Annotated in this window: 17 protein-coding genes; all 17 read right to left on the reverse strand. The window is 39.2% G+C overall.

The features are described 5' to 3' along the window. Positions 1 to 90: 90 nt before the first annotated feature. Complete coding sequence (locus BM121_RS04415; protein WP_091481691.1) at positions 91 to 903, reverse strand: DUF899 domain-containing protein; 813 nt, start codon at positions 901 to 903, stop codon at positions 91 to 93. A 366-nt stretch (positions 904 to 1,269) separates the two neighbouring features. After that, the gene (locus BM121_RS04420) at positions 1,270 to 2,064 is read right to left on the reverse strand and encodes an SDR family NAD(P)-dependent oxidoreductase (protein ID WP_091481694.1); all 795 of its coding nucleotides are present in this window, start codon (positions 2,062 to 2,064) and stop codon (positions 1,270 to 1,272) included. A 38-nt stretch (positions 2,065 to 2,102) separates the two neighbouring features. After that, complete coding sequence (locus BM121_RS04425; RefSeq protein ID WP_091481697.1) at positions 2,103 to 3,116, reverse strand: AraC family transcriptional regulator; 1,014 nt, start codon at positions 3,114 to 3,116, stop codon at positions 2,103 to 2,105. A 338-nt stretch (positions 3,117 to 3,454) separates the two neighbouring features. Then, positions 3,455 to 4,261 (reverse strand): zinc transporter ZupT, encoded by an 807-nt coding sequence (gene zupT, locus BM121_RS04430; RefSeq protein ID WP_091481700.1) that lies wholly within the window; start codon positions 4,259 to 4,261, stop codon positions 3,455 to 3,457. A 578-nt stretch (positions 4,262 to 4,839) separates the two neighbouring features. Continuing rightward, complete coding sequence (locus BM121_RS04435) at positions 4,840 to 5,538, reverse strand: class D sortase (protein ID WP_091481702.1); 699 nt, start codon at positions 5,536 to 5,538, stop codon at positions 4,840 to 4,842. After that, positions 5,501 to 7,258, reverse strand: a complete 1,758-nt coding sequence (locus tag BM121_RS04440) for an amidase (RefSeq protein WP_245780732.1) — start codon at positions 7,256 to 7,258, stop codon at positions 5,501 to 5,503. The genes BM121_RS04435 and BM121_RS04440 overlap by 38 nt, the downstream gene beginning before the upstream one ends. Positions 7,259 to 7,697: 439 nt before the next feature. Next, a complete protein-coding gene (locus BM121_RS04445) occupies positions 7,698 to 9,167 on the reverse strand; it encodes a PH domain-containing protein (RefSeq protein ID WP_245780733.1) in 1,470 nt (489 codons plus the stop codon). Continuing rightward, positions 9,160 to 9,642, reverse strand: a complete 483-nt coding sequence (locus BM121_RS04450; RefSeq protein ID WP_091481708.1) for a PH domain-containing protein — start codon at positions 9,640 to 9,642, stop codon at positions 9,160 to 9,162. The genes BM121_RS04445 and BM121_RS04450 overlap by 8 nt, the downstream gene beginning before the upstream one ends. Next, positions 9,639 to 10,280, reverse strand: coding sequence for an ABC transporter ATP-binding protein (locus BM121_RS04455; RefSeq protein ID WP_091481710.1), 642 nt, complete (start codon positions 10,278 to 10,280; stop codon positions 9,639 to 9,641). The genes BM121_RS04450 and BM121_RS04455 overlap by 4 nt, the downstream gene beginning before the upstream one ends. A 166-nt stretch (positions 10,281 to 10,446) precedes the next feature. Then, a complete protein-coding gene (locus BM121_RS04460) occupies positions 10,447 to 11,208 on the reverse strand; it encodes an ATP-binding cassette domain-containing protein (protein ID WP_091481713.1) in 762 nt (253 codons plus the stop codon). Continuing rightward, positions 11,186 to 11,992 carry an ABC transporter permease gene (locus BM121_RS04465; protein ID WP_091481715.1) on the reverse strand — a complete coding sequence of 269 codons (807 nt, stop codon included), beginning with the start codon at positions 11,990 to 11,992 and terminating at the stop codon, positions 11,186 to 11,188. Before BM121_RS04465 ends, BM121_RS04460 begins: the two co-directional genes overlap by 23 nt. Continuing rightward, the gene (locus BM121_RS04470) at positions 11,989 to 12,969 is read right to left on the reverse strand and encodes an ABC transporter permease (protein ID WP_091481718.1); all 981 of its coding nucleotides are present in this window, start codon (positions 12,967 to 12,969) and stop codon (positions 11,989 to 11,991) included. The genes BM121_RS04465 and BM121_RS04470 overlap by 4 nt, the downstream gene beginning before the upstream one ends. Before the next feature lie 22 nt (positions 12,970 to 12,991). Further along, positions 12,992 to 14,581, reverse strand: a complete 1,590-nt coding sequence (locus BM121_RS04475) for an ABC transporter substrate-binding protein (RefSeq protein WP_091481721.1) — start codon at positions 14,579 to 14,581, stop codon at positions 12,992 to 12,994. Between the two features lie 211 nt (positions 14,582 to 14,792). Continuing rightward, on the reverse strand, positions 14,793 to 15,539 hold the full coding sequence (gene larB / locus BM121_RS04480; protein ID WP_091481723.1) for a nickel pincer cofactor biosynthesis protein LarB: 747 nt from the start codon (positions 15,537 to 15,539) through the stop codon (positions 14,793 to 14,795). Positions 15,540 to 15,988: 449 nt separating this feature from the next. Further along, a complete protein-coding gene (locus BM121_RS04485; RefSeq protein WP_091481726.1) occupies positions 15,989 to 17,452 on the reverse strand; it encodes a gluconokinase in 1,464 nt (487 codons plus the stop codon). Between the two features lie 66 nt (positions 17,453 to 17,518). After that, the gene (larE, locus tag BM121_RS04490) at positions 17,519 to 18,319 is read right to left on the reverse strand and encodes an ATP-dependent sacrificial sulfur transferase LarE (RefSeq protein WP_091481729.1); all 801 of its coding nucleotides are present in this window, start codon (positions 18,317 to 18,319) and stop codon (positions 17,519 to 17,521) included. 38 nt (positions 18,320 to 18,357) lie between these two features. Next, the gene (locus tag BM121_RS04495; RefSeq protein ID WP_091481733.1) at positions 18,358 to 19,128 is read right to left on the reverse strand and encodes a glucose 1-dehydrogenase; all 771 of its coding nucleotides are present in this window, start codon (positions 19,126 to 19,128) and stop codon (positions 18,358 to 18,360) included. Positions 19,129 to 19,145 lie beyond the last annotated feature (17 nt).

Here is a 19,145-nt window from a genome sequence, read left to right on the forward strand (position 1 = left end):
CTTATACACAAAACGGACGCACTTTTTATTCTTTCATGCGCCCATTAAACATATGTTAACTGATAATTATATATTGATGAACTACATTGATTACAAATCGCTCTTTTTTGAATGGCAACAAGAATCCGATTCAAATGAGTGTTCATATTCATCGTGACGGCGGAGCCATGTCTTGCCGTTGCCGTCACTACGTCCAGGTGGCTGTTCCCAGTCCTCCTGCCTGCCGAGAGCTGTTAAATCGAGGTAGTTGAAGTTACCAAGTATTAGGTCAGTTCCACGGGCATAGGTCGTATACGTGTGAAAAATTCTTTCACCATCGCGAAGAAAGGTGCTCACGCCAGGCACTTCCATTGACTGTCCGGAATCAACGGGTACGCCCTTCTGAAGAAGCTCGTCCTTGGTCAAGTAGTTGTATTCGATCGGAGTAACGGATTCGTCCAGTGTAGCGTGAAAGTCATAGTTAAAGTCGCTATCATAGGAGGAGTACCAAGGAATGTTCCAACCCATGCGTTCCTTGTACCGTTGAAGCTTAGGAAGTGGAGCACGGGATATCAAGGCCAATGACGTGTTGCGTGCATGCAGATGGGCAAGATGACCGATATTGTCCGCAGCCAGCGAACAAGCTGGACAACCGGCTTCCCAATCAGGATCGAACATAAAATGATGCACGATAAGTTGAAGACGCCCTTCAAACAAATCAAGCAAATTGGTCTTACCATGCGGGCCATCTAAGACATAGTCCTTATTAATCTCTACCATTGGGAGTCGACGGCGCTCGGCATTCAGCGCATCCCGTTCCTTAGTGAAATCCTTCTCTTTGGCCAGCAGTTCCTGACGAGCCACAAGCCATTCATCCTGTGACACAACATTTGGTAGTTGCAGATGATTTTGCGATTTTTTCATATATTCTTCTCCCTTCTTTTGTTCTCTTAACCTTATCACACACGATAGCTATGGACTTCTTCTCGATTGCTATAAATATTTCCTTTATTTTTTATCATCACTTTTATTCAATTAACTGGCCGGATAAGCTAACAAATACCTCTTCAACTCTTCTGCCTCATCTTTATTAATCTTATAAACATTCTATAGCACAATATCTTCTTTCCTAATTTTAACATAATATTCCAGCACATCATTTTAATTTTAAACCTTGAAAAAAGACGATCATTTGACGATCGTCTTTTTGAGCTCTAGCGCCCGTTTCTTTAACAAGAACAAACTCCTAAGCAGATATAATTTCACATTTCTAACTATATATGAAGAGCGTTAAAAAATAGTCGGTACCAGCCCTCCATCCATACGGATTGGAGCCCCTTTAAATGCGGATGCATAAGGACTACTGACAAAAGTAGTTAGCCTGCCTATTTCAGTAGGTCTGATAAATCGTTGTATTTCAGATTGAGGCAGATTTGCAGTCATAAATTCCTTCTCTTTCTCTGAAAAGGTCATATCTTTATCAGCGTACAAACCCTCAATGATTTGATGCACATTTTCAGATAGTGTCGGTCCTGGCATGATCGTATTGACTGTAACTTCTTTTCCTATTGTTAATTTAGATAAGCTTTTTGACAATGATAATAACATTGATTTTGTCATACAATACTGAGGCATTTGTCCTGAAGGCATAATTGCTTCCTCACTCGCAATAAAGATAATTCGTCCAAAATCATTGTTCAACATTTTAGGTAAATAAAATTTGGATAATCCATTTGCTGCAAGGACATTTGTACGGAAATATTTTTCCCATACTTCATCGTCAACGTCCTCATATTGCATAATTTCATAAATACCCATATTGTTAACTAATATATCAATATGAGGATATTTTTCGAATAAATCCTCTCGTTGTTGAATATCCACAATATCGCATCTAGCATTTTGAGGAGAGGTAGTCGGAAAATCTGTTTTAATTTCATTTACAATTCGTTCTACCTCTTCATAATCTCGCCCATTAATAAGGACATCAACACCTTCTTTGGCAAGTTCTATAGCAATTGCTTTACCTATACCTTTCGTTGAACCCGTAACTAAAGCCGTTTTATTGGTTAATCCCATTTCCATAATACATGTCTCCTTATCATTTATAGTTAAAAACAAGGTCAGTTTATTGAGTTTGTACCAAAATGCTCAGCACGCCAATTTGAAGGAGTATCATCCTCCCAAAGACGAAAGGCTCGATAGAACGAGTTTTGGTCTTCATAACCAATCAGGAAGGCCACTTCGCTAATATCGAGCGAGGGATCTGCTAAGTACTCTCGTGCCTGCTCTTGTCGGACTTGTGTCAACAGATGATTGAAGCTTGTTCCTTCGTCATGAAGACGGCGCTGCAAGGTACGATTGCTTATCCCCAATTCGCCAGCAACAGTCTGAATGTTGAAACACCCCCCTGCAAGGCTACGTTTCATGATCCATTTGACCATCTCGGTAATTGAGATACTACGTTGATGACCATTTAATGATTGGTCCAATACGGGAGTCAGGATCTCAAGCAATTCTGCGTTATACGAAACAAAGGGGCGGTGAAGGTCACTTCTATGGAGCGTTAATTTGTCACTACTTCCACCGATTTGGACACGGCATCCGAAGTAAGCTTCAAGTGACTGAACGTCGTCCATTAAATGCGAGAATTCAACGGATTTTGCCGTCAATGGCTGACCAGCTCCTCGGCGTCCTAACTCCAAAAGAAATGCAAGCGTAATACCATTCAACATCGCAGGACCCGGTTGATCTGTGTACAACCATTCCAGTTCAATAGTATAATCATCGCCTGTCTCTGTGATAAGTAAGTTTTCAGGGGGACACAGTCGTTTATACCGAGCCATGCGTGTTAGTGCGTCGCGGTAGTCACGAGCGTGGTAAGCTGCTAGAACAGTTGGTGGAAAATGAACTGTTTCAAAGCCGGTCGTTAACTTAATAATTCCTTTGGCAGTGTCACCTATTGTATCGGAATAAGCCTGCCAGATTGAAAAATATTGGGGGACGGTGACAACTGGTTCATTAATAATAGTGAGTGGAAGCCCCGCTTTTCGAACCACTTCATCGGGGGTAATCCCTAATTGACGTAATCCTGTCCAAAATCCTGCAGGAAATTTAATACGAGTATAAGCCGACATTTTTAAAGCCTCTCCCTTAGATATCTATACATTCATCAGTTTTGATTGTGTTTGCCTTGTTGGCAGGACAGTTATTATATTACCAATCCAATATCGTTTTGTAACTAGCAAAAGACGACATTTCACTAACTGTTTACGTCAAATCCCTTTGTTGATATGAATGATTCTTTTTCTTGCACATATTAATGTTCTTATTCGCAATTCCATATTATACATTTAAAAACCATATTTTTAACCATCATTTATCCAAATAATTATGTAATTAAAAAAGGATAATTAGACCACATAATGGACTAACTATCCTACAAATGATCATCTTAATTAAACAATCCCCGTTTTTATATGAACAATAATAAACTTAATGCCATTACTGCCATACCTGTAATAAGACCATATATAGATGTATGAGCTTCATCGTATTTCTTAGCTGCTGGTAGTAATTCATCTAAAGAGATAAAAACCATAATACCAGCCACAGCCGCAAAAATCATACCAAACAACACTTCTGATAGAAAAGGCATTAAAAATAAAAAGGCAGCTATTGCTCCAATTGGTTCAGCTAATCCTGACAGAAAGGACAATTTAAATGCCTTCTTTTTGTCCCCTGTAGAAAAATAAATCGGAACAGAAACGGCGATTCCCTCTGGGATATTGTGAATGGCTATTGCGACGGCAATGGCCACCCCTAAACTAGGATCTTGTAAAGCAGCCGTAAAAGTAGCAATCCCTTCAGGAAAGTTATGAATACCAATGGCTAAAGCAGTGAACGTACCCATTTTCAATAAACTTTCATCACCATTTGGATTTTTGTTCATATCCTCTACTTTCTTCAGTTCATGTGGATTCCCCTGCTTCGGAATAAATTTATCAATTAATGCTATTAAGATCATACCCGCGAAAAATCCAATTACCGTTAGCCAACTACCTGATGTTTCCCCCAATTCACCTACCAATGAGTCTTGTGCTTTCACAAAAATTTCTACCATGGAGACATAGATCATCACACCAGCTGAAAATCCAAGTGCCCATGACAAAAATTTTGTATTTGTATTAGAAGTAAAAAATGCCAATATACTACCAACACCTGTTGCCAAACCTGCAAGTAATGTCAAACTAAACGCCCATACCACTCCTTCTAATTCCATCAGCTGTACACCTCTCCCAAGTAAACTATTATTAAGTGAGACTATGATCAGTGAGGGTTTTGATCCCCACTGATCATTAGCGAAACTTATCAGGGTGTTAGCGTCTGTTATCCCCCACTTAGCTTCCTTGTATTACTTGAAGCTTGAAGTGGGAGGCTTACAGACGATTAGCACCGTGATTAAGTGAGTCTTCCATCCTTATGGTTTTTCTTTATTCTTCATTATAATTAGCGTGAGTTCATCCACTTATAACTGCTTTTGGTTCTTCCTAGTCATGAAGTGGGAAGCTTACGGATGTTTGTTCACCGTAAACTGTGATTCAGAACTCCATTATATATATGCACAATCACCCAAAAAGTTTCCCTCGTGAAAAATAATACACCTAATGCAACAAATCGTCAATATTTTTATTTTGCAATTTAGAATGGGATCAAAATAATAGGGAAAGATCCCATTATTTTAGTTACTGCTGTTTTATATAATCAAATTATATTGGGAATCAAAATTCTATTAAAATACAGCCAAAAAAACTACCTGATTTCTTATGGATGAGAAATCAGGTAGTTTTTATCCTATCATCATATTTCCGATTTTATCATTTCAGCTACCAGTACATATCTTTCAGGAGCTGACCCAATAAAATTAAAGGGATAACAAGTAGTCACTGTCAAAGTGGCAGTCGGTGCCGGTACAATCACAGTACGATCGTCCTCATCAACAATACGCACCTGATTTACCTTGTAAGTAAATCTACCAGCTGTAGTTTTCACAATCAATAAATCATTTTCACCCACTATTCCAAGATCCCTAAATACGGTATCCCGGTGCCCTGATAGCACTGTATTATCCTGTTCTCCAGGTAACACACTCCCTGCATAATGACCAACTCCTTTTACCAGTTCATCTTCATCGGTACCATGATAGATGGGAAGAGAAGCATCAAGTTTTGGAATGATTAACTCTCCGATATGTGCTCCTTGTTCAGGTTGTTCGGAATAAAGCGGCTCTTTCTGCTGTTCAATTATTTCCTCCTCATTTGAAATAATTGGAGTTTTATTTTCCATTTGAATTGATGCTTTTGTCTTGTCTCCGTCACCTAAGTCTTCCGCTATATTACCAGGTTTATAGAGAAGGTATCCTTGCAGGAAATGATAGGCATTAGCACCAGTAACAAGCAGTCCAGACAACATCAGGACAGTAGATAAGACAAGAAGCCACTTTTTACTGTTGAACTGCTGTTTATTGGGTTTTTTTCGTATGGTTTCTGAATCGAACATATACAACCAATCCTGCTAAAGTAATCAACATACCGATAAGCATATAAACGGAATAGTTTTTTGCTGTATTCGGTAGCTCACCACCGTCTTCCGTCTCCGTTATCGGTGCTACAACTAATTCAGGGGATTCACGGTGATCGGTAGCTTGCTCATAATCATAAGCCATTCCAATCAAATCAGCTTCACTCCATGTCTTACCGAACATGGCTATAGCAAACGGCGAACCATTATCATAATAACCTGCAGGAATCGTGATTAGTGGCAATCCGCTAATATTGATTTCCGAAACAGTAGTCGCTCCGATGTCTTCTTCACCAAGTGAAGGAGTCACTTTCGACATTTGCGGATATACAAAACCATCAAGGTCATGTTCTTCCATTACACTTTCGATGATACGAAGATATTCACTTTTCACTTCTTCAAAATTCGTTAAATCAGGTTCAACATCCGGATCTTCCAGACCTTTTTCTATATCCATTCGGTCTCTAAGCCAACTAAGCGGTCCATCTTCTGTCCAAGGAATTTCCCCTACCTCTTCAAAAACACTATCAACAGATAAACTATCATCACTTGGATCTAAGTTTTCCAAATAATTATCCAGGTCATAGAAGAATGCTTCATAACCGATATTGCCTTCTTCTTCTACAAACTCAGCAAATTCAGATCCTTCAAATGGATCGGTTACAACTTCTGCTCCTTGACTTTCCAATTCCTCGATAGCTTGGTCATATAGTTCTTGTGTTTCTTCCGTTAGTTCTTCATCAGTACGCCAGCTAGGACCATAAAGTCCAAGACGTTTTCCTTCCAAAGCCGTATCATCAAGTGTATTGGTATAGCTGTCAGGAACATGACCTTTGGCAGCTTCGGTTTTCGGGTCCTCTTCCGAATAGCCTGCAATGACGTCAAGCATACGGGCAGCATCTTCAACTGTGCGGGCATGGGGACCTAATACATCACGTGTACTGCCAGCAAGTGGTGTAACTCCAGTGGTCGGCACCAATCCGAACGATGGTTTAATTCCTACCAAAGCCTGTGCAGCTGCTGGGTTTTGGATTGATCCCCCTGTTTCTTCCGCGATACCTAAGACAGCAAAGTTACCTGAGACTGAAGTAGCTGTACCACTGCTACTTCCGCCCGGTGCAACATTTCGATCTAACGCATTATACGTAGAACCTGCCCAACTTGTATTGGCATGGGTACCTGACGCACTGAAGGCTGGAATATTGGTTCTACCAATGATAATTGCACCCGCTTCTATCAATCTCTTTACAATTGTTGCATCTTCGGAAGGAATTAATTCTATTCCCCCAGCTTCTTTACTGAGTGGTGCCCATCCGAATGTTGTCGGGAAACCAGCCATGTTAACGGCCTCTTTCATGACAATTGGTACACCTGCTAACGGACCGAGTTCTTCTCCTTCTTCACGGAGACGATCAATTTCCCTCGCTTCTTCTAAAGCGTCAGGATTAAGTACAGTAAACGCATTATAACTTTCTTCGTATTTCTCTATACGGTTTAAGTATGATTGTACAACTTCTTCACTTGTATATTCACCTTCAGAATATCCAGCCATCAGCTTTTCTACTGTGATTTCTTCAAAAGGAAATTCTCCTGCTGCGGAAACAGGTTGTGTAAAAGTAAATCCTGTAATTCCAATAAGAAAAATTAGTGTGACAATAACGATATGATTTAAAAGGATACTAGATTTTGATTTAAACAATGGAATAACCCCTTTCTTATACAAGATTTAATTTAATTTCTTTCGGATTTAAAATCAGCTTGTTTTTAACATCCCTCCTCATTGAAAATGATATATATTAGTATAATTGAGGAAAAATGTTGTTCAATATATCTGTAAGGGAATCTTACGCAAATGGATATAATTCGTTATTATTACCTAGCAGAGTTAAAAAAGGTATCACTACTAAATATGAATTACAAACACCTGCTATTCCTGCACAGTAGTTATTAAATTGCGTTCTATCACAAGCAAAAAGATCCAAAAAACTAAAAAATAATCTATAACCTGAATATTGATCGTTCTAATTTGTTAGATAATATAACAAATTATTGGGTATTTTTATGTGTGATTGTAATATAATAAAAAAAGGATAACTAGTACAAATGATGTACTAATTATCCTACACAATATTATATAATTAGAGTGGCTTTTCCCGGTAAGAATACCAATCTGCTATTTGATTTACATCCTCTACTCTTAATTCTCTTACAATGAAGTGGCGACCAACAAACTTATTTAAGATTGCTGTATCTAATGTTGCCAATCCTTGTTTTCGATGTAAAATGTGCTGTTTCTTTTGCAAGGATTGTAATCTTTTGTGCTGCACTAAGGCAGTATCCCTACTAATAATACGAGTCTGTACCAGCAATTGTTGATTCTGAATAAGATATCCCGTTGTTTTGAATTGAAAATAGCCATATATGCAAGCAATTAATGTCACTATTAATGGTATCCAAGCAAATTCAAAAAACATGATAGCAATTACAATCGTTGCGATCAATGGTACTAGAGCTACTCGAATCATATAATAAGGGATTGCTTTCTTCGGTAATTTGATCAATTCTTTAGGCTGATAGCGATATTCTGGTAATAACTCCTTTAAAAAGGTAACGATGTGTTTTTTTCGCATTAAAGGAAAGATTAATGTGTGCATGTCTTGATTCTGGCCGATTTCGCCACTGGCAATTTCGACATAGACTGAAGCTAGCCCTAATGGCTGGCGAATAATTGTTTCCTTAATACCCACCGCTTGAATCCTTTTTAGGGGAATGGTTGATTGTTTCTTTTCTAATAATCCTCTCGTAATAAACAATTCTTTGTCATATCTAGTAATGGTAAAATTCCAATATTGGATTAAGGTTTGTAAAATACCAATCAGCCACAATAAAATCAATACGACAACAGCAAATACGATTAACACTTGAGTCGCTTGAGAAAACAACCATTCTGTTGCCTGATTATAAAATCTGTCTGGAATAAACGTTTCTAACTCTGAAAAGACTAAACCAAATAAACCAAGAATAATCCCGAAGCTGCCTGATGTTGATCCAGCAGCAAGTAATGCTTTCGGGGTAACTTTTTTCTGAGGATAATCTTTTTCTTGTACTTCCTCATTTATTTCCTGCTTGAGTCCTTCAGTACCTTCGTTCTCGTCTACTACTGTCACTGGTTTCTTGTATTTAAGTTGATCGTGAAGCATTTTACCATCTGCCTTCGTTACCGCAGATAAAGTCGCATCAATCCGGTGATCACTACCGGCAGTCTCAATCTGTACTTTTGTTAAACCCATCATGCGATGAATTATATTTTGCGACAGATCAATCGATTGAATCCGATGCTTCGAAATCGTTCGCTTTTTCCTTATTAAAATACCTTGTTCAATCCGAATTTGATCTTCTTCTAATTGATAGGTATAGCGGAACCAGGATAAAACACTAAATATAATGATTAAACCGATTAAAATGGAGGCACCAAGAATGACATAAAACCACGCATCATTTCCTACTGCTAAAAGGACAAGTGGCAAAAAACCAAATACGGAATGACGGATGGCCTGAATGATATTAAAAATCATACCTGCCGGGTGTAGTCGTTTTGGTTCAGACATCATCTTGTTCCACCCTCGCTAACTCAGATATTTGGTCACGTAAATCCGCTGCTTCTTCTTCTAATAAGGCAGGTATTTCATGTGTTGTAGCAGCAGTTGAAATCTGCAATGTCGCTAATCCATACTTCTTTAAAATCGGACCTTGTTGTGTATCGACATGCTGTACCCTTATCATTGGTACTACAGTTCTAGTCACGATTATAATACCATGTTGTATGTATATTTCCTGATCATAGATTTGGTAGCGCCATCTTTTCCATCTTAATTGTGGTATAAAAAGGATAGTAATTGCCCATTCCAGAACGGTAAAAACTGCTAGTACAATACCTACCCAATACTGCAAAAAGTCAAAAAAATAGGTTCCCACAAAGGCTGCAATCGTTAGTAATAAAGGTATAATTGCAATAAGCTGTGCCGTTAATTTCCATGCTTTAATTGCATCCGTGGCAATTCTTTCATTTGGTTGATCTCTCATGTCCTCACCCCTTCATCATTATTACGTGAAAGACCCTCGAATGGTTTCACAAATTGTGTAAAATCTAATATTTTTTCACATAGATTCTCTAACAATGGATGATCATGACTAATAATCAGTAATCCTATCTTATTTTTTTGGACATATTCCATTATCAGTTGCCATATTTCTGCTTGTGCAATTGGATCTAACATCGTTGTAATTTCGTCTGCAATGATATAGGAAGGATTTGTTAATAAACATCGTGCAATGCATATTCTTTGTAATTGGCCTCCTGAAAGCTGATGTGGATAACGCTGCAACCATTCAAAAGGTATATTCAATTGATTCAGCAAGTGTTTATTTATGTCTCCCGCTTCCTCTAATACTTTCTGTAAACGCCATTTAGGATTGACCGATTGTTCCGGGTGCTGCCAAATTAATTGAACAGGATGTGGTTTATTTTTTAATGATTTGCAATTGATTTCTCCTGATTGTGCAGGTAGATAACCTGTTATTACTTTGGCAAATGTCGTCTTGCCCAACCCGCTTGCACCACTCAGTCCAATAATTTCTCCTTCATCAAGTGTCAAAGAAATATCATCGAAAAGGGTTGTTTGATTCGGTAAAGTATAAGATAAATTTGCTACCTCTAGCATTAACAAGCTCCTCATGAAAAAAAATAAAAAATCACTTTCTTCATAATAAATACAAACTGCGAACTAATGAAATTTGCCTTGGTGCAGTTTCCTCCCAATCTGATTAATGATGAGTGCTTGGAAATGCTCCGGCAGAGAGCGATTCACAAAAGAATTATTTCGCAATTTATGTTTTTTCTGCATATTTTATAAATAGATTTTGTGGTAGAGACTGCCATAATGCTTTCGTTAATGGATGTACTAATTTCTCGCCATCACCAGAAAAATGATGGACATCGGTTACTTCTATGATCTCCCCTTGATCTAAAACTGCTACCTGGTCTGCAAGCTGAAGTGCTACATCAAAATCATGGGTAATCAAGAGGATTGCTTTCCCTGCTTGTTGAACCTCTTTTAATAAAGCAATCATCTCATACTTAGCCTCTTCGTCAAGACCTGGAGTTGGTTCATCGGCAATCACCACATTAGCAGGACTCCCGAGCGCAATTGTTGCTAAAACTCTACGTGCTTGTCCCCCGGATAATTGAAAAGGATAGCGTGTTGCAATATCGGCATTCAAACCTAATTGCGCTAATAAGTCTAACATCACTTGATGAGGATTCTCTGCTTGAATCAGACCTTCTATCTGTTTACCAACTTTCATTAACGGATCCAAAGCTTCTACTGATTGTGGTATTAAAACGATATTTCTGCCACGATCATGCTCATTAACCTGTCGATCGCTATATAACACATCACCATTTTGACGAAGGTTATCAGGCAACAATTGCAATATCGATTGTGCTAATAAACTTTTTCCTGAACCACTTGCACCAACAAGTGCTAAGACTTGTCCTCTATATAACGAAAAATGAATATCTTCTAAGAGATAATGTTCTGCGTTCTGATGAAATACAGAAAGTTGGTTAACCGTTAAAATAGTGTCCATAGGAACGATCCCTTTCTAAATAGTGTTTGAATGCTTTAGCAAAACATTGAAATAGAATGATCATCATTAACAGTGTCAAACCTGGAAAGAAGGCTAGCCACCACATACCTGAAGATAAATATTGCATCGATTCTGATAAGATAATACCAATAGCCGGTTGCTCTGCTGATAAACCGAATCCTAAGAAAGTAATCGATGCTTCATGTAAAATCGCATGCGGAAAGATTAAGGTAAAGCCTACCATTAATTGCGGAAAAAGATGTGGAAGAAAATGATGTCTTGCTCGCCACCAGAATCCTTTTCCCAATTGTTTGGAAATTTGCACATATGGCATTGTCTGTAATTGTAATAGCTCTGCTCTTAGTACCCTTGTTATTGCGGGCCAATGGGTCAACATTAAGCCAATAACTACACCTTTGAATCCACCACCTAAAACAAACGAAATTAATATTAAGGTAACAAGATGTGGTAAACTCAAAAATAAATCGATCAGCCATGCTACCAATTTATCAAACAATGGATTGAACGTTGCCAAAAGACTCAGTAAAAGGCCTAAGCATGTCGAAAGCAGTGCGGTTACAATACCAAGGGTAATACTAAGTTGTATACCTTTTAACGTTCGTAGTAACATATCACGTCCCAACCAGTCAGTTCCGAACAAATGAGATAAACTCGGTGCCTGATTTTTACCGATTAAATCAAGACGTATCGTATCATTTATCACGAATGATAGCAGATAGAAAACAAGAAATAGGAAAAGTGGGATTAGCATGTTTTTCTTCATGACCTGCTCCCCCCTTTTCGTAAGCGCGGGTCTATCACGAGATATAAGATATCTGCTAACCAATTACCAACGAAAACAAATAGTGCGCTAATCAATACAATTGCTAAAAACAGTGGCATATCACCTTGCAACCCTGCATCCACCACTGCTTGTCCTAATCCAGGATAACTGAAAACTTGTTCTGCGATAATTGCACCACCAAACAACTCACCAAACGAGGCGAAATGCACCGAAATCGCAGGTAACAGCATATTTCGAAGACCATGTCTCATAAATAAACGGATACCTGCATAACCATTCGCTCTCGCCTGCAGGATATAAGGTGTTTGCAGCACATCTAACATTTTTTCTCTTGTATGTAAACAAACATTGGCAACACCGATAATACTAAGTGTTAAAGCAGGTAATATGGCATGATAGAGACGATCGCCAAAGGTTACTTCTGATGCAGTTATGCCTATCGGTGCACTTAGGCCTGTCGGAAAGATACCCAGCCAGACCGAAAATACCATTAAAAGTAATAATCCTAACCAAAATCCTGGTGTAGAAAGTAATAGATAGCAATATCCGTTAACAAATCGGTCAATCCATGTTCCTTTTTTCATAGCAGCAATAGACCCTAACACAACCCCTAAAGTTCCTGACATGAACCAAGCAAGAGCAATTAATAGAATGGAAGAGAAAAATCTATCAACTATCACCTCTATCACAGGCACTCGATGAATTAGCGATGTACCGAAATCACCTGACAGAATACTAGAAATCCATTGGAGATATTGTGTAATGAGAGGTTGATCCAAGCCCCAGTATGCTTCGATTAGCTCTCGTTGCTCTGGACTTACAAGTAGCATGTCTGCTCCAATATATGCTCGTACCGGGTCAACCGGAGACATGCTGACAAGTAAAAAAGTAAGGAGACTTACCGCAAACAGCAATAAAACAAGCCGTAATAATTTCTTTATGATTGCAACTGCCATTTACGTTCGTCTCCTTTCCTTTTTATTCTACTACTTGCCATTCTGTAATAAAATCAGTAATCGGCCACCCATGACCATGAGGTTGTACCTTTTGATCACCGATTTCAATAGTCTCATTAATATAGTAAATATGATTGAGGTTAACCAGCCATACCCAAGGTGCATCTCCTAACGTATTTATACCTGTCTCACCATCCCATTGGGCCAGTTTCCAGTATTCATATGCCTCATCTTCTGTACGTGCATGAATCGCTTGATCTAAATAGTGATCCACTTGTTCATTGTGATAATAATTAGCATTATAATAGTCGATTCCTTGCATGGAGGAATGATAAAGGGAATATATTTCAATTGGATCATGGCTCCCCCATCCCATCATAACAGGATTAGCATGCATTTCTCGTTCCATTTCACTCCAGCTTACACCTTCTGTAGTGACTTCCATGCCAAATTGATTGATCATATCTGCAAACACTAGAGATAAGGATTGTCTCATTTGGTCTCCTGATGGATAATACAACGTTATACTAGCCTTTTGTCCATCTTTCTCAAAGAAATCATCTTCTCCACGTTGCCAGCCTGCATCCGTTAAAATCTGTTCGGCACGCTCTTGATCAGCATCTTCAATCGTAGTGTCAGAGTTTCCCCATGGTAAACCGTCCGCACTGGAATAAGCAACTGTTCCTTCGCCATTTAGTACACCGTCTACGATTGCTTCGCGGTCCACTGCATAATTGAGCGCTTTTCGGATAGCAGGATCTGACGTTACGTCATTACCGACTTGCTCTCCCTCTTCGTTCGTAGTCGGTTCTGGGTACGGCAGCATTACCCCTCTGTTATCAACACTTTGTAAGGAGATCTGTTTCATCCCTTTAATTTCTTGATCGGCCATTGTGATCGGCACTGATAAAACATCCACTTGTCCCGCTTTTGCTGCCGCAATTGCCTGATCTTCTCCCGCAAATAAAAAGGTGAGCTGCTCAAATTCAAATTCATTACCATAGTAGTGAGGATTTTTTTCGACGATTAATTGCTCTCCCTTACGCCATTCCACTAATTGATAAGGACCGGAACCGACCGGATTCTCTGCATAATTCTCATCATAAGCATGTTCTGGAACAATTCCTAATCTTTGCAACGTATAGACAAATGTCGACTGAGGCTGTGAAAGGTGAAAAGTCACTTGATAGTCACCTTCTGTTTCGACTCTTTCCTGATTGGCTAAGTCGACAATCGATTGGGCTTGTTTTGCTTTTTCATATGTAAACTTAACATCAGTGGCTGTTAATGGTTCACCATCGGAAAATTGTACATCTTCCCGAAGTGTAAGAGTCCATGTTAAGCCATCTTCTGACACGTGATAATCGGTTGCCAGATCATATGTCATTTCCATTTCACTATCTTGTGTTAATAATGTACTTTGAAAAAGTGGTGAGCCATATCTTCCCCAACCAGTTGTTGGATCAAAACCGTCATCTGGCTCTCCGCCGATTGCTAATGTTAATTGATCTTCATTTGATTCTGCATTAGTTTCGGGTGTTGGTTTATCACTGCAACTTGCCAGGATAACAATTAATATCACTAGTAACATAAAACTGAATTTCTTCACCATCGATTACTCCTTATCTGAATTAAAATACCGGTAATTATTATAACATGCATGGTATGAGAAGTCGTAAGAAATTGAATAACCTACCTGTTCACTCATGTAATGAAAATAGTAAAACTCGTTCCATTTGTGATTGAAACGAGTTTTACCACATAAAGTGAGACTATGATCAGTAGGGGGCTTACAGACGGTTAGCACCGTGATAAATTATATTTTATGATGATTGATTCGCAATTCTGTGAATCATTACCGCATTATAAGCGCCACCAAATCCATTATCAATATTAACCACGCTGATTCCTGATGCACAAGAATTAAGCATCGTCAGCAAAGCAGATAGTCCTTGAAAATTAGCACCGTATCCAACACTTGTCGGCACTGCCATTATCGGATGAGAGACAAGCCCTCCGACGACACTCGGTAATGCTCCTTCCATCCCGGCTACAATAACAGATACTGTTGCTCCTCTTATTTCATCAATATGTGCCATTAGGCGATGAATTCCTGCTACACCTACATCATAAAATCGTCTGACTTCAACACCATAAGCTTCCGCTGTTTTGGCAGCTTCTTCTGCGACCGGCAAATCAGAAGTTCCTGCACATACCACGGCAATATAGCCTTTATAATGATTTTCTTCTGGACTGTTTTTCATAAAAAGTGTTCTGCTTGTATGATCATATTGAAAATCAGATAATCGTTCGACAATCTCTTCTGCCTTAGATTGAGTAACTCTTGTTACTAATATGTTTTCCTTTTTTTCCATCATTGCCCGGGAAATATCGATAATTTGTGACGGATCTTTCCCTTCACCAAAAATAACTTCAGGAAAGCCTTGTCGTTTTTTTCGATGATGATCGACTTTTGCAAAACCCAAATTTTCAAATGTAGCGAGCTTTTCTTTTGCCTCATCTGGTGATATTTCTCCACTGGCTACTCTTTTTAAAATATCTTCAAGCATTTCATCACATCCATAAAGTGAGACTATGATCAGTGGGGGTTTTGACCCCCACTGATCATTAGCGAAACTTATCAGGGTGTTAGCGTCTGTTATCCCCCACTTTGCTTCCTTGTGTTACTTGAAGTGGGGGGGCTTACAGACGGTTAGCACCGTGATAAAGTGAGACTATGATCAGTGGGGGTTTTGACCCCCACTGATCATTAGCGAAACTTATCAGGGTGTTAGCGTCTGTTATCCCTCACTTTGCTTCCTTGTGTTACTTGAAGTGGGGGGCTTACAGACGGTTAACACCGTGATAAAGTGAGACACATAAACGTGCTGTTCACTAGTTTATGGCCACTTTCACTGGTTTAATGGCCACTTTTTTTGATTTGATGGCCACTTCTTTCAACTTAGTGGCCACTTTTACGCATTTGATGGCCACTTTTAAACCTTTTGTGGCCACTTTTTTAAAAATACTTTTCTATATCCTTAGCAATTTGCTGATATTTTGTAAACACTTCTTTATATTGTACATGATTGTCCATATTTGGTTCGACAATTTTATCAATCGGAATATTCTCTTTAATCTTTTCGAATGATTCTACTTTGCCAGTAGCTACGAGTGCTGTCCAACTTGCTCCCCAAGCTGCACCATGGTGTGTGTCGGCTAGTTGTATTTCCTTACCAAACACATCTGCTAAAATCTGAACCCATAAAGGGGATTTTGACAATCCTCCATTTACCGAAATACTAGTTGGTTCTCCAGCAATTTCTTCGAGTGATTGTCCAATTTGATACAAATTAAACACAATTCCTTCCAAAACAGCACGGACTAGATGTGGACGTCGATGGGTTACGTTTAAACCGTAAAAATTACCACGTGCTTGTTGATTCCAAACTGGTGCACGTTCACCATTGACATATGGTATAAACAATAATCCGTCAGCACCTATCTCCAAGTCTTCTGCTCCTGCTAAAAATTGTTCGTGACTGCCTTCAAATTCCATCATATCCTTCAGCCATTGTAAAGCAATACCGCCATTGTTAGTCGGACCGCCAATGATTGAGGTATCTGAAGTAAAGGCATAACTGAAAGTTTCGCCGTTATCATTAACATGCTGACCGGATATCAATTGTCGGATTGCGCCACTAGTGCCGACAGTAACCGCTACTTCTCCTGGCTTTATCGCACCATTTCCAAGATTGGCTAATTGCCCATCTGCAGCACCTATTACTAACGGAGTACCATCTGGCCAACTTATTTCCTCAGCAATTTCCACTTTTAGGCCTTCCACTATTTCCGTTGGTCCGACAATCTTTGATAATTGCGAACGTTCAACGCCAGCAAGCCCTAGTGCTTCCTCTTCCCAATCCAGTGATTTTACATTCATTAAACCGGTAGCAGATGCCATCGAATAATCAATGACTCGCTTATCAAACCATTTAAACAACAGATATTCCTTAAGCGACATAAAATATGCTGCTTGTTGATACGGTTGATAGTTATTTTCTCTCATCCACATAAGCTTTACTAATGGTGACATCGGATGAATCGGTGTACCTGTTTTACTGTAGACACTCTTCTTAACAGTTGGGTCTAAATCAGTGACTAATTCACTGCTTCTTCCATCAGACCAAATCGACATATCTGACAGTGGGCTTCCATCTTGATCGACACAGATCAACGAGTGCATCGCACATGAAATACCGACCGTTAATACATGTTGTTGTTTTGTTGCAGCAAAAACATCGGCAAGCACCTTTCTAGCACTTGCTTCGATTTCATCAGGTTTCTGTTCAACAAATGATGGTTTGGGATAATAGGTTTCAATCAATTGTTCTGCTTCTGTTTTTACGTTTCCTTTTAAATCAAATGCTACTGCTTTCACACTTGTAGTCCCAAAATCGAGACCAATCACTACTTCCTCCATAATGTCCTCCTTCACCCAGAAGAGGAAAAGCTTTGGACAAGAAAGATCCAAAGCTTTTTCTCCATGTTATGATAGAGCTCGGTTCATACTACCGCTTTTATATCCTACCAAGTCCATTGTAACAAATTTATAGCCATAGCTCTGCAGTTTTTCAGTTACTCGTTGATGATTCGCTAATAATGTCTGCATGTCTTGCGGTTCTACTTCAATTCTTGCAATGTCTTCATGCGTACGCACTCTCACTTGACGAAGACCAATAGTTTTCAAAAAAGCTTCTGACTTATCTACTTTAGTGAGCTTTGCCTTCGTTATTGTTTCACCATAGGCAATCCTTGACGATAAACATGCAAATGATGGTTTATCCCATGTTGGCAAGTCCAGCTGCTTCGACAATTCACGAATTTCTTCTTTAAATAAATCAGCTTCTTGTAGAGGACCGCGTACCCCCTGCTCTTTCGCCGCTCTCATGCCAGGACGAAACTCGCTCATATCATCGGCAATCACACCATATACAATGTTCTGGAATCCTTTTTCCTGCATAATCGGAACAAGATGATCAAACAAGCTGTTTTTACAAAAATAGCAACGGTTTTTATCGTTCTCTGTATAACCGGGAATCGCTAATTCACTCGTTTCGATCACTTGATGTCTGGCACCGATATGCTCGGCTAACCGTTTGGCTTCTTCCAGCTCACTTGTTGGATAAGTTTCCGAGTCCGCTGTTACTGCCAGTACGTCATCAACACCTAATGTATCCACTGCTACTTTTAATAAATAGGTACTGTCTACACCACCCGAAAAAGCCACGACTACTTTCTTCATTTCCTGGAGAATAGAAACTAACTGTTGATGTTTTTGTTCGACCATGTTCTATCTCCCTCCCTTTGTGGTTTTTGTTGTCTTTATTATATCGTCATACTTCCAAAACCACCATCAACTCGCAATAATTCCCCTGTAACATATCCGCTTGCTTTATCTGATGCAAGATAAACCGTCGCACCTTGTAATTCTTCTGGCTCACCAAAACGGTTCATTGGTGTATGATTCATAATCGAATTAACACGGTCTTCACTTAGAATTTTACGGTTTTGTTCTGCTGGAAAGAATCCTGGAATGATTGCATTCACACGTATATTGTGTGGTGCAAATTCACGTGCTAAATATTGCGTTACACTGTTGATTGCTGCTTTTGAAGCGGAATAAGTGAACACTTTAGATAGTGGATTGGTAGATGAAACAGACGAAATGTTAATAATGCTACCGCCACGTTGCTGCTCTACCATTTTCTTCGCAAAAATTTGCGTGGCGAACACAATCCCTTTTAAGTTAACATCCATGATTTTATCCCATTCTTCTGTAGAAAGCTCTAAGTATGGAGTGGTACTATTCATTCCCGGTGCGTTTACGAGAATATCCCATCCTCCTGCCCATTCTTCAATTTCTTCTGCTACTTTTTCTACTGTTGGAAGATTACTCACATCTGCCTGAAAAGCTTTTGCTTCGCCACCATCGTTTTGAATTTCTTTGACAACTTCCTCAGCGGTATCCAGATTACGCCCAACAATGGCAACTTTCGCTCCATGTTCTGCCAAGCCTTTCGACATTGAACCACCTAATGTACTATTTCCCCCAAGTGCTACTGCTACTTTTCCTGTTAAATCAAATAGTTTACTCATTAATATGTTTCCCCTCT

This window comes from Gracilibacillus orientalis (assembly GCF_900114645.1).
Classification (GTDB): Bacteria; Bacillota; Bacilli; order Bacillales; family Amphibacillaceae; genus Gracilibacillus; species Gracilibacillus orientalis.

Coding starts and splice junctions, on each gene's coding strand:
- BM121_RS04450 (WP_091481708.1), bottom strand. CDS start 9,642: ATGAGAGATCAACCAAATGAAAGAATTGCCACGGATGCAATTAAAGCA.
- BM121_RS04485 (WP_091481726.1), bottom strand. CDS start 17,452: ATGGAGGAAGTAGTGATTGGTCTCGATTTTGGGACTACAAGTGTGAAA.
- BM121_RS04470 (WP_091481718.1), bottom strand. CDS start 12,969: ATGGCAGTTGCAATCATAAAGAAATTATTACGGCTTGTTTTATTGCTG.
- BM121_RS04475 (WP_091481721.1), bottom strand. CDS start 14,581: ATGGTGAAGAAATTCAGTTTTATGTTACTAGTGATATTAATTGTTATC.
- BM121_RS04455 (WP_091481710.1), bottom strand. CDS start 10,280: ATGCTAGAGGTAGCAAATTTATCTTATACTTTACCGAATCAAACAACC.
- BM121_RS04465 (WP_091481715.1), bottom strand. CDS start 11,992: ATGAAGAAAAACATGCTAATCCCACTTTTCCTATTTCTTGTTTTCTAT.
- BM121_RS04415 (WP_091481691.1), bottom strand. CDS start 903: ATGAAAAAATCGCAAAATCATCTGCAACTACCAAATGTTGTGTCACAG.
- BM121_RS04445 (WP_245780733.1), bottom strand. CDS start 9,167: ATGTCTGAACCAAAACGACTACACCCGGCAGGTATGATTTTTAATATC.
- zupT (WP_091481700.1), bottom strand. CDS start 4,261: ATGGAATTAGAAGGAGTGGTATGGGCGTTTAGTTTGACATTACTTGCA.
- BM121_RS04425 (WP_091481697.1), bottom strand. CDS start 3,116: ATGTCGGCTTATACTCGTATTAAATTTCCTGCAGGATTTTGGACAGGA.
- BM121_RS04435 (WP_091481702.1), bottom strand. CDS start 5,538: ATGTTCGATTCAGAAACCATACGAAAAAAACCCAATAAACAGCAGTTC.
- BM121_RS04495 (WP_091481733.1), bottom strand. CDS start 19,128: ATGAGTAAACTATTTGATTTAACAGGAAAAGTAGCAGTAGCACTTGGG.
- BM121_RS04420 (WP_091481694.1), bottom strand. CDS start 2,064: ATGGAAATGGGATTAACCAATAAAACGGCTTTAGTTACGGGTTCAACG.
- BM121_RS04460 (WP_091481713.1), bottom strand. CDS start 11,208: ATGGACACTATTTTAACGGTTAACCAACTTTCTGTATTTCATCAGAAC.
- larE (WP_091481729.1), bottom strand. CDS start 18,319: ATGGTCGAACAAAAACATCAACAGTTAGTTTCTATTCTCCAGGAAATG.
- larB (WP_091481723.1), bottom strand. CDS start 15,539: ATGCTTGAAGATATTTTAAAAAGAGTAGCCAGTGGAGAAATATCACCA.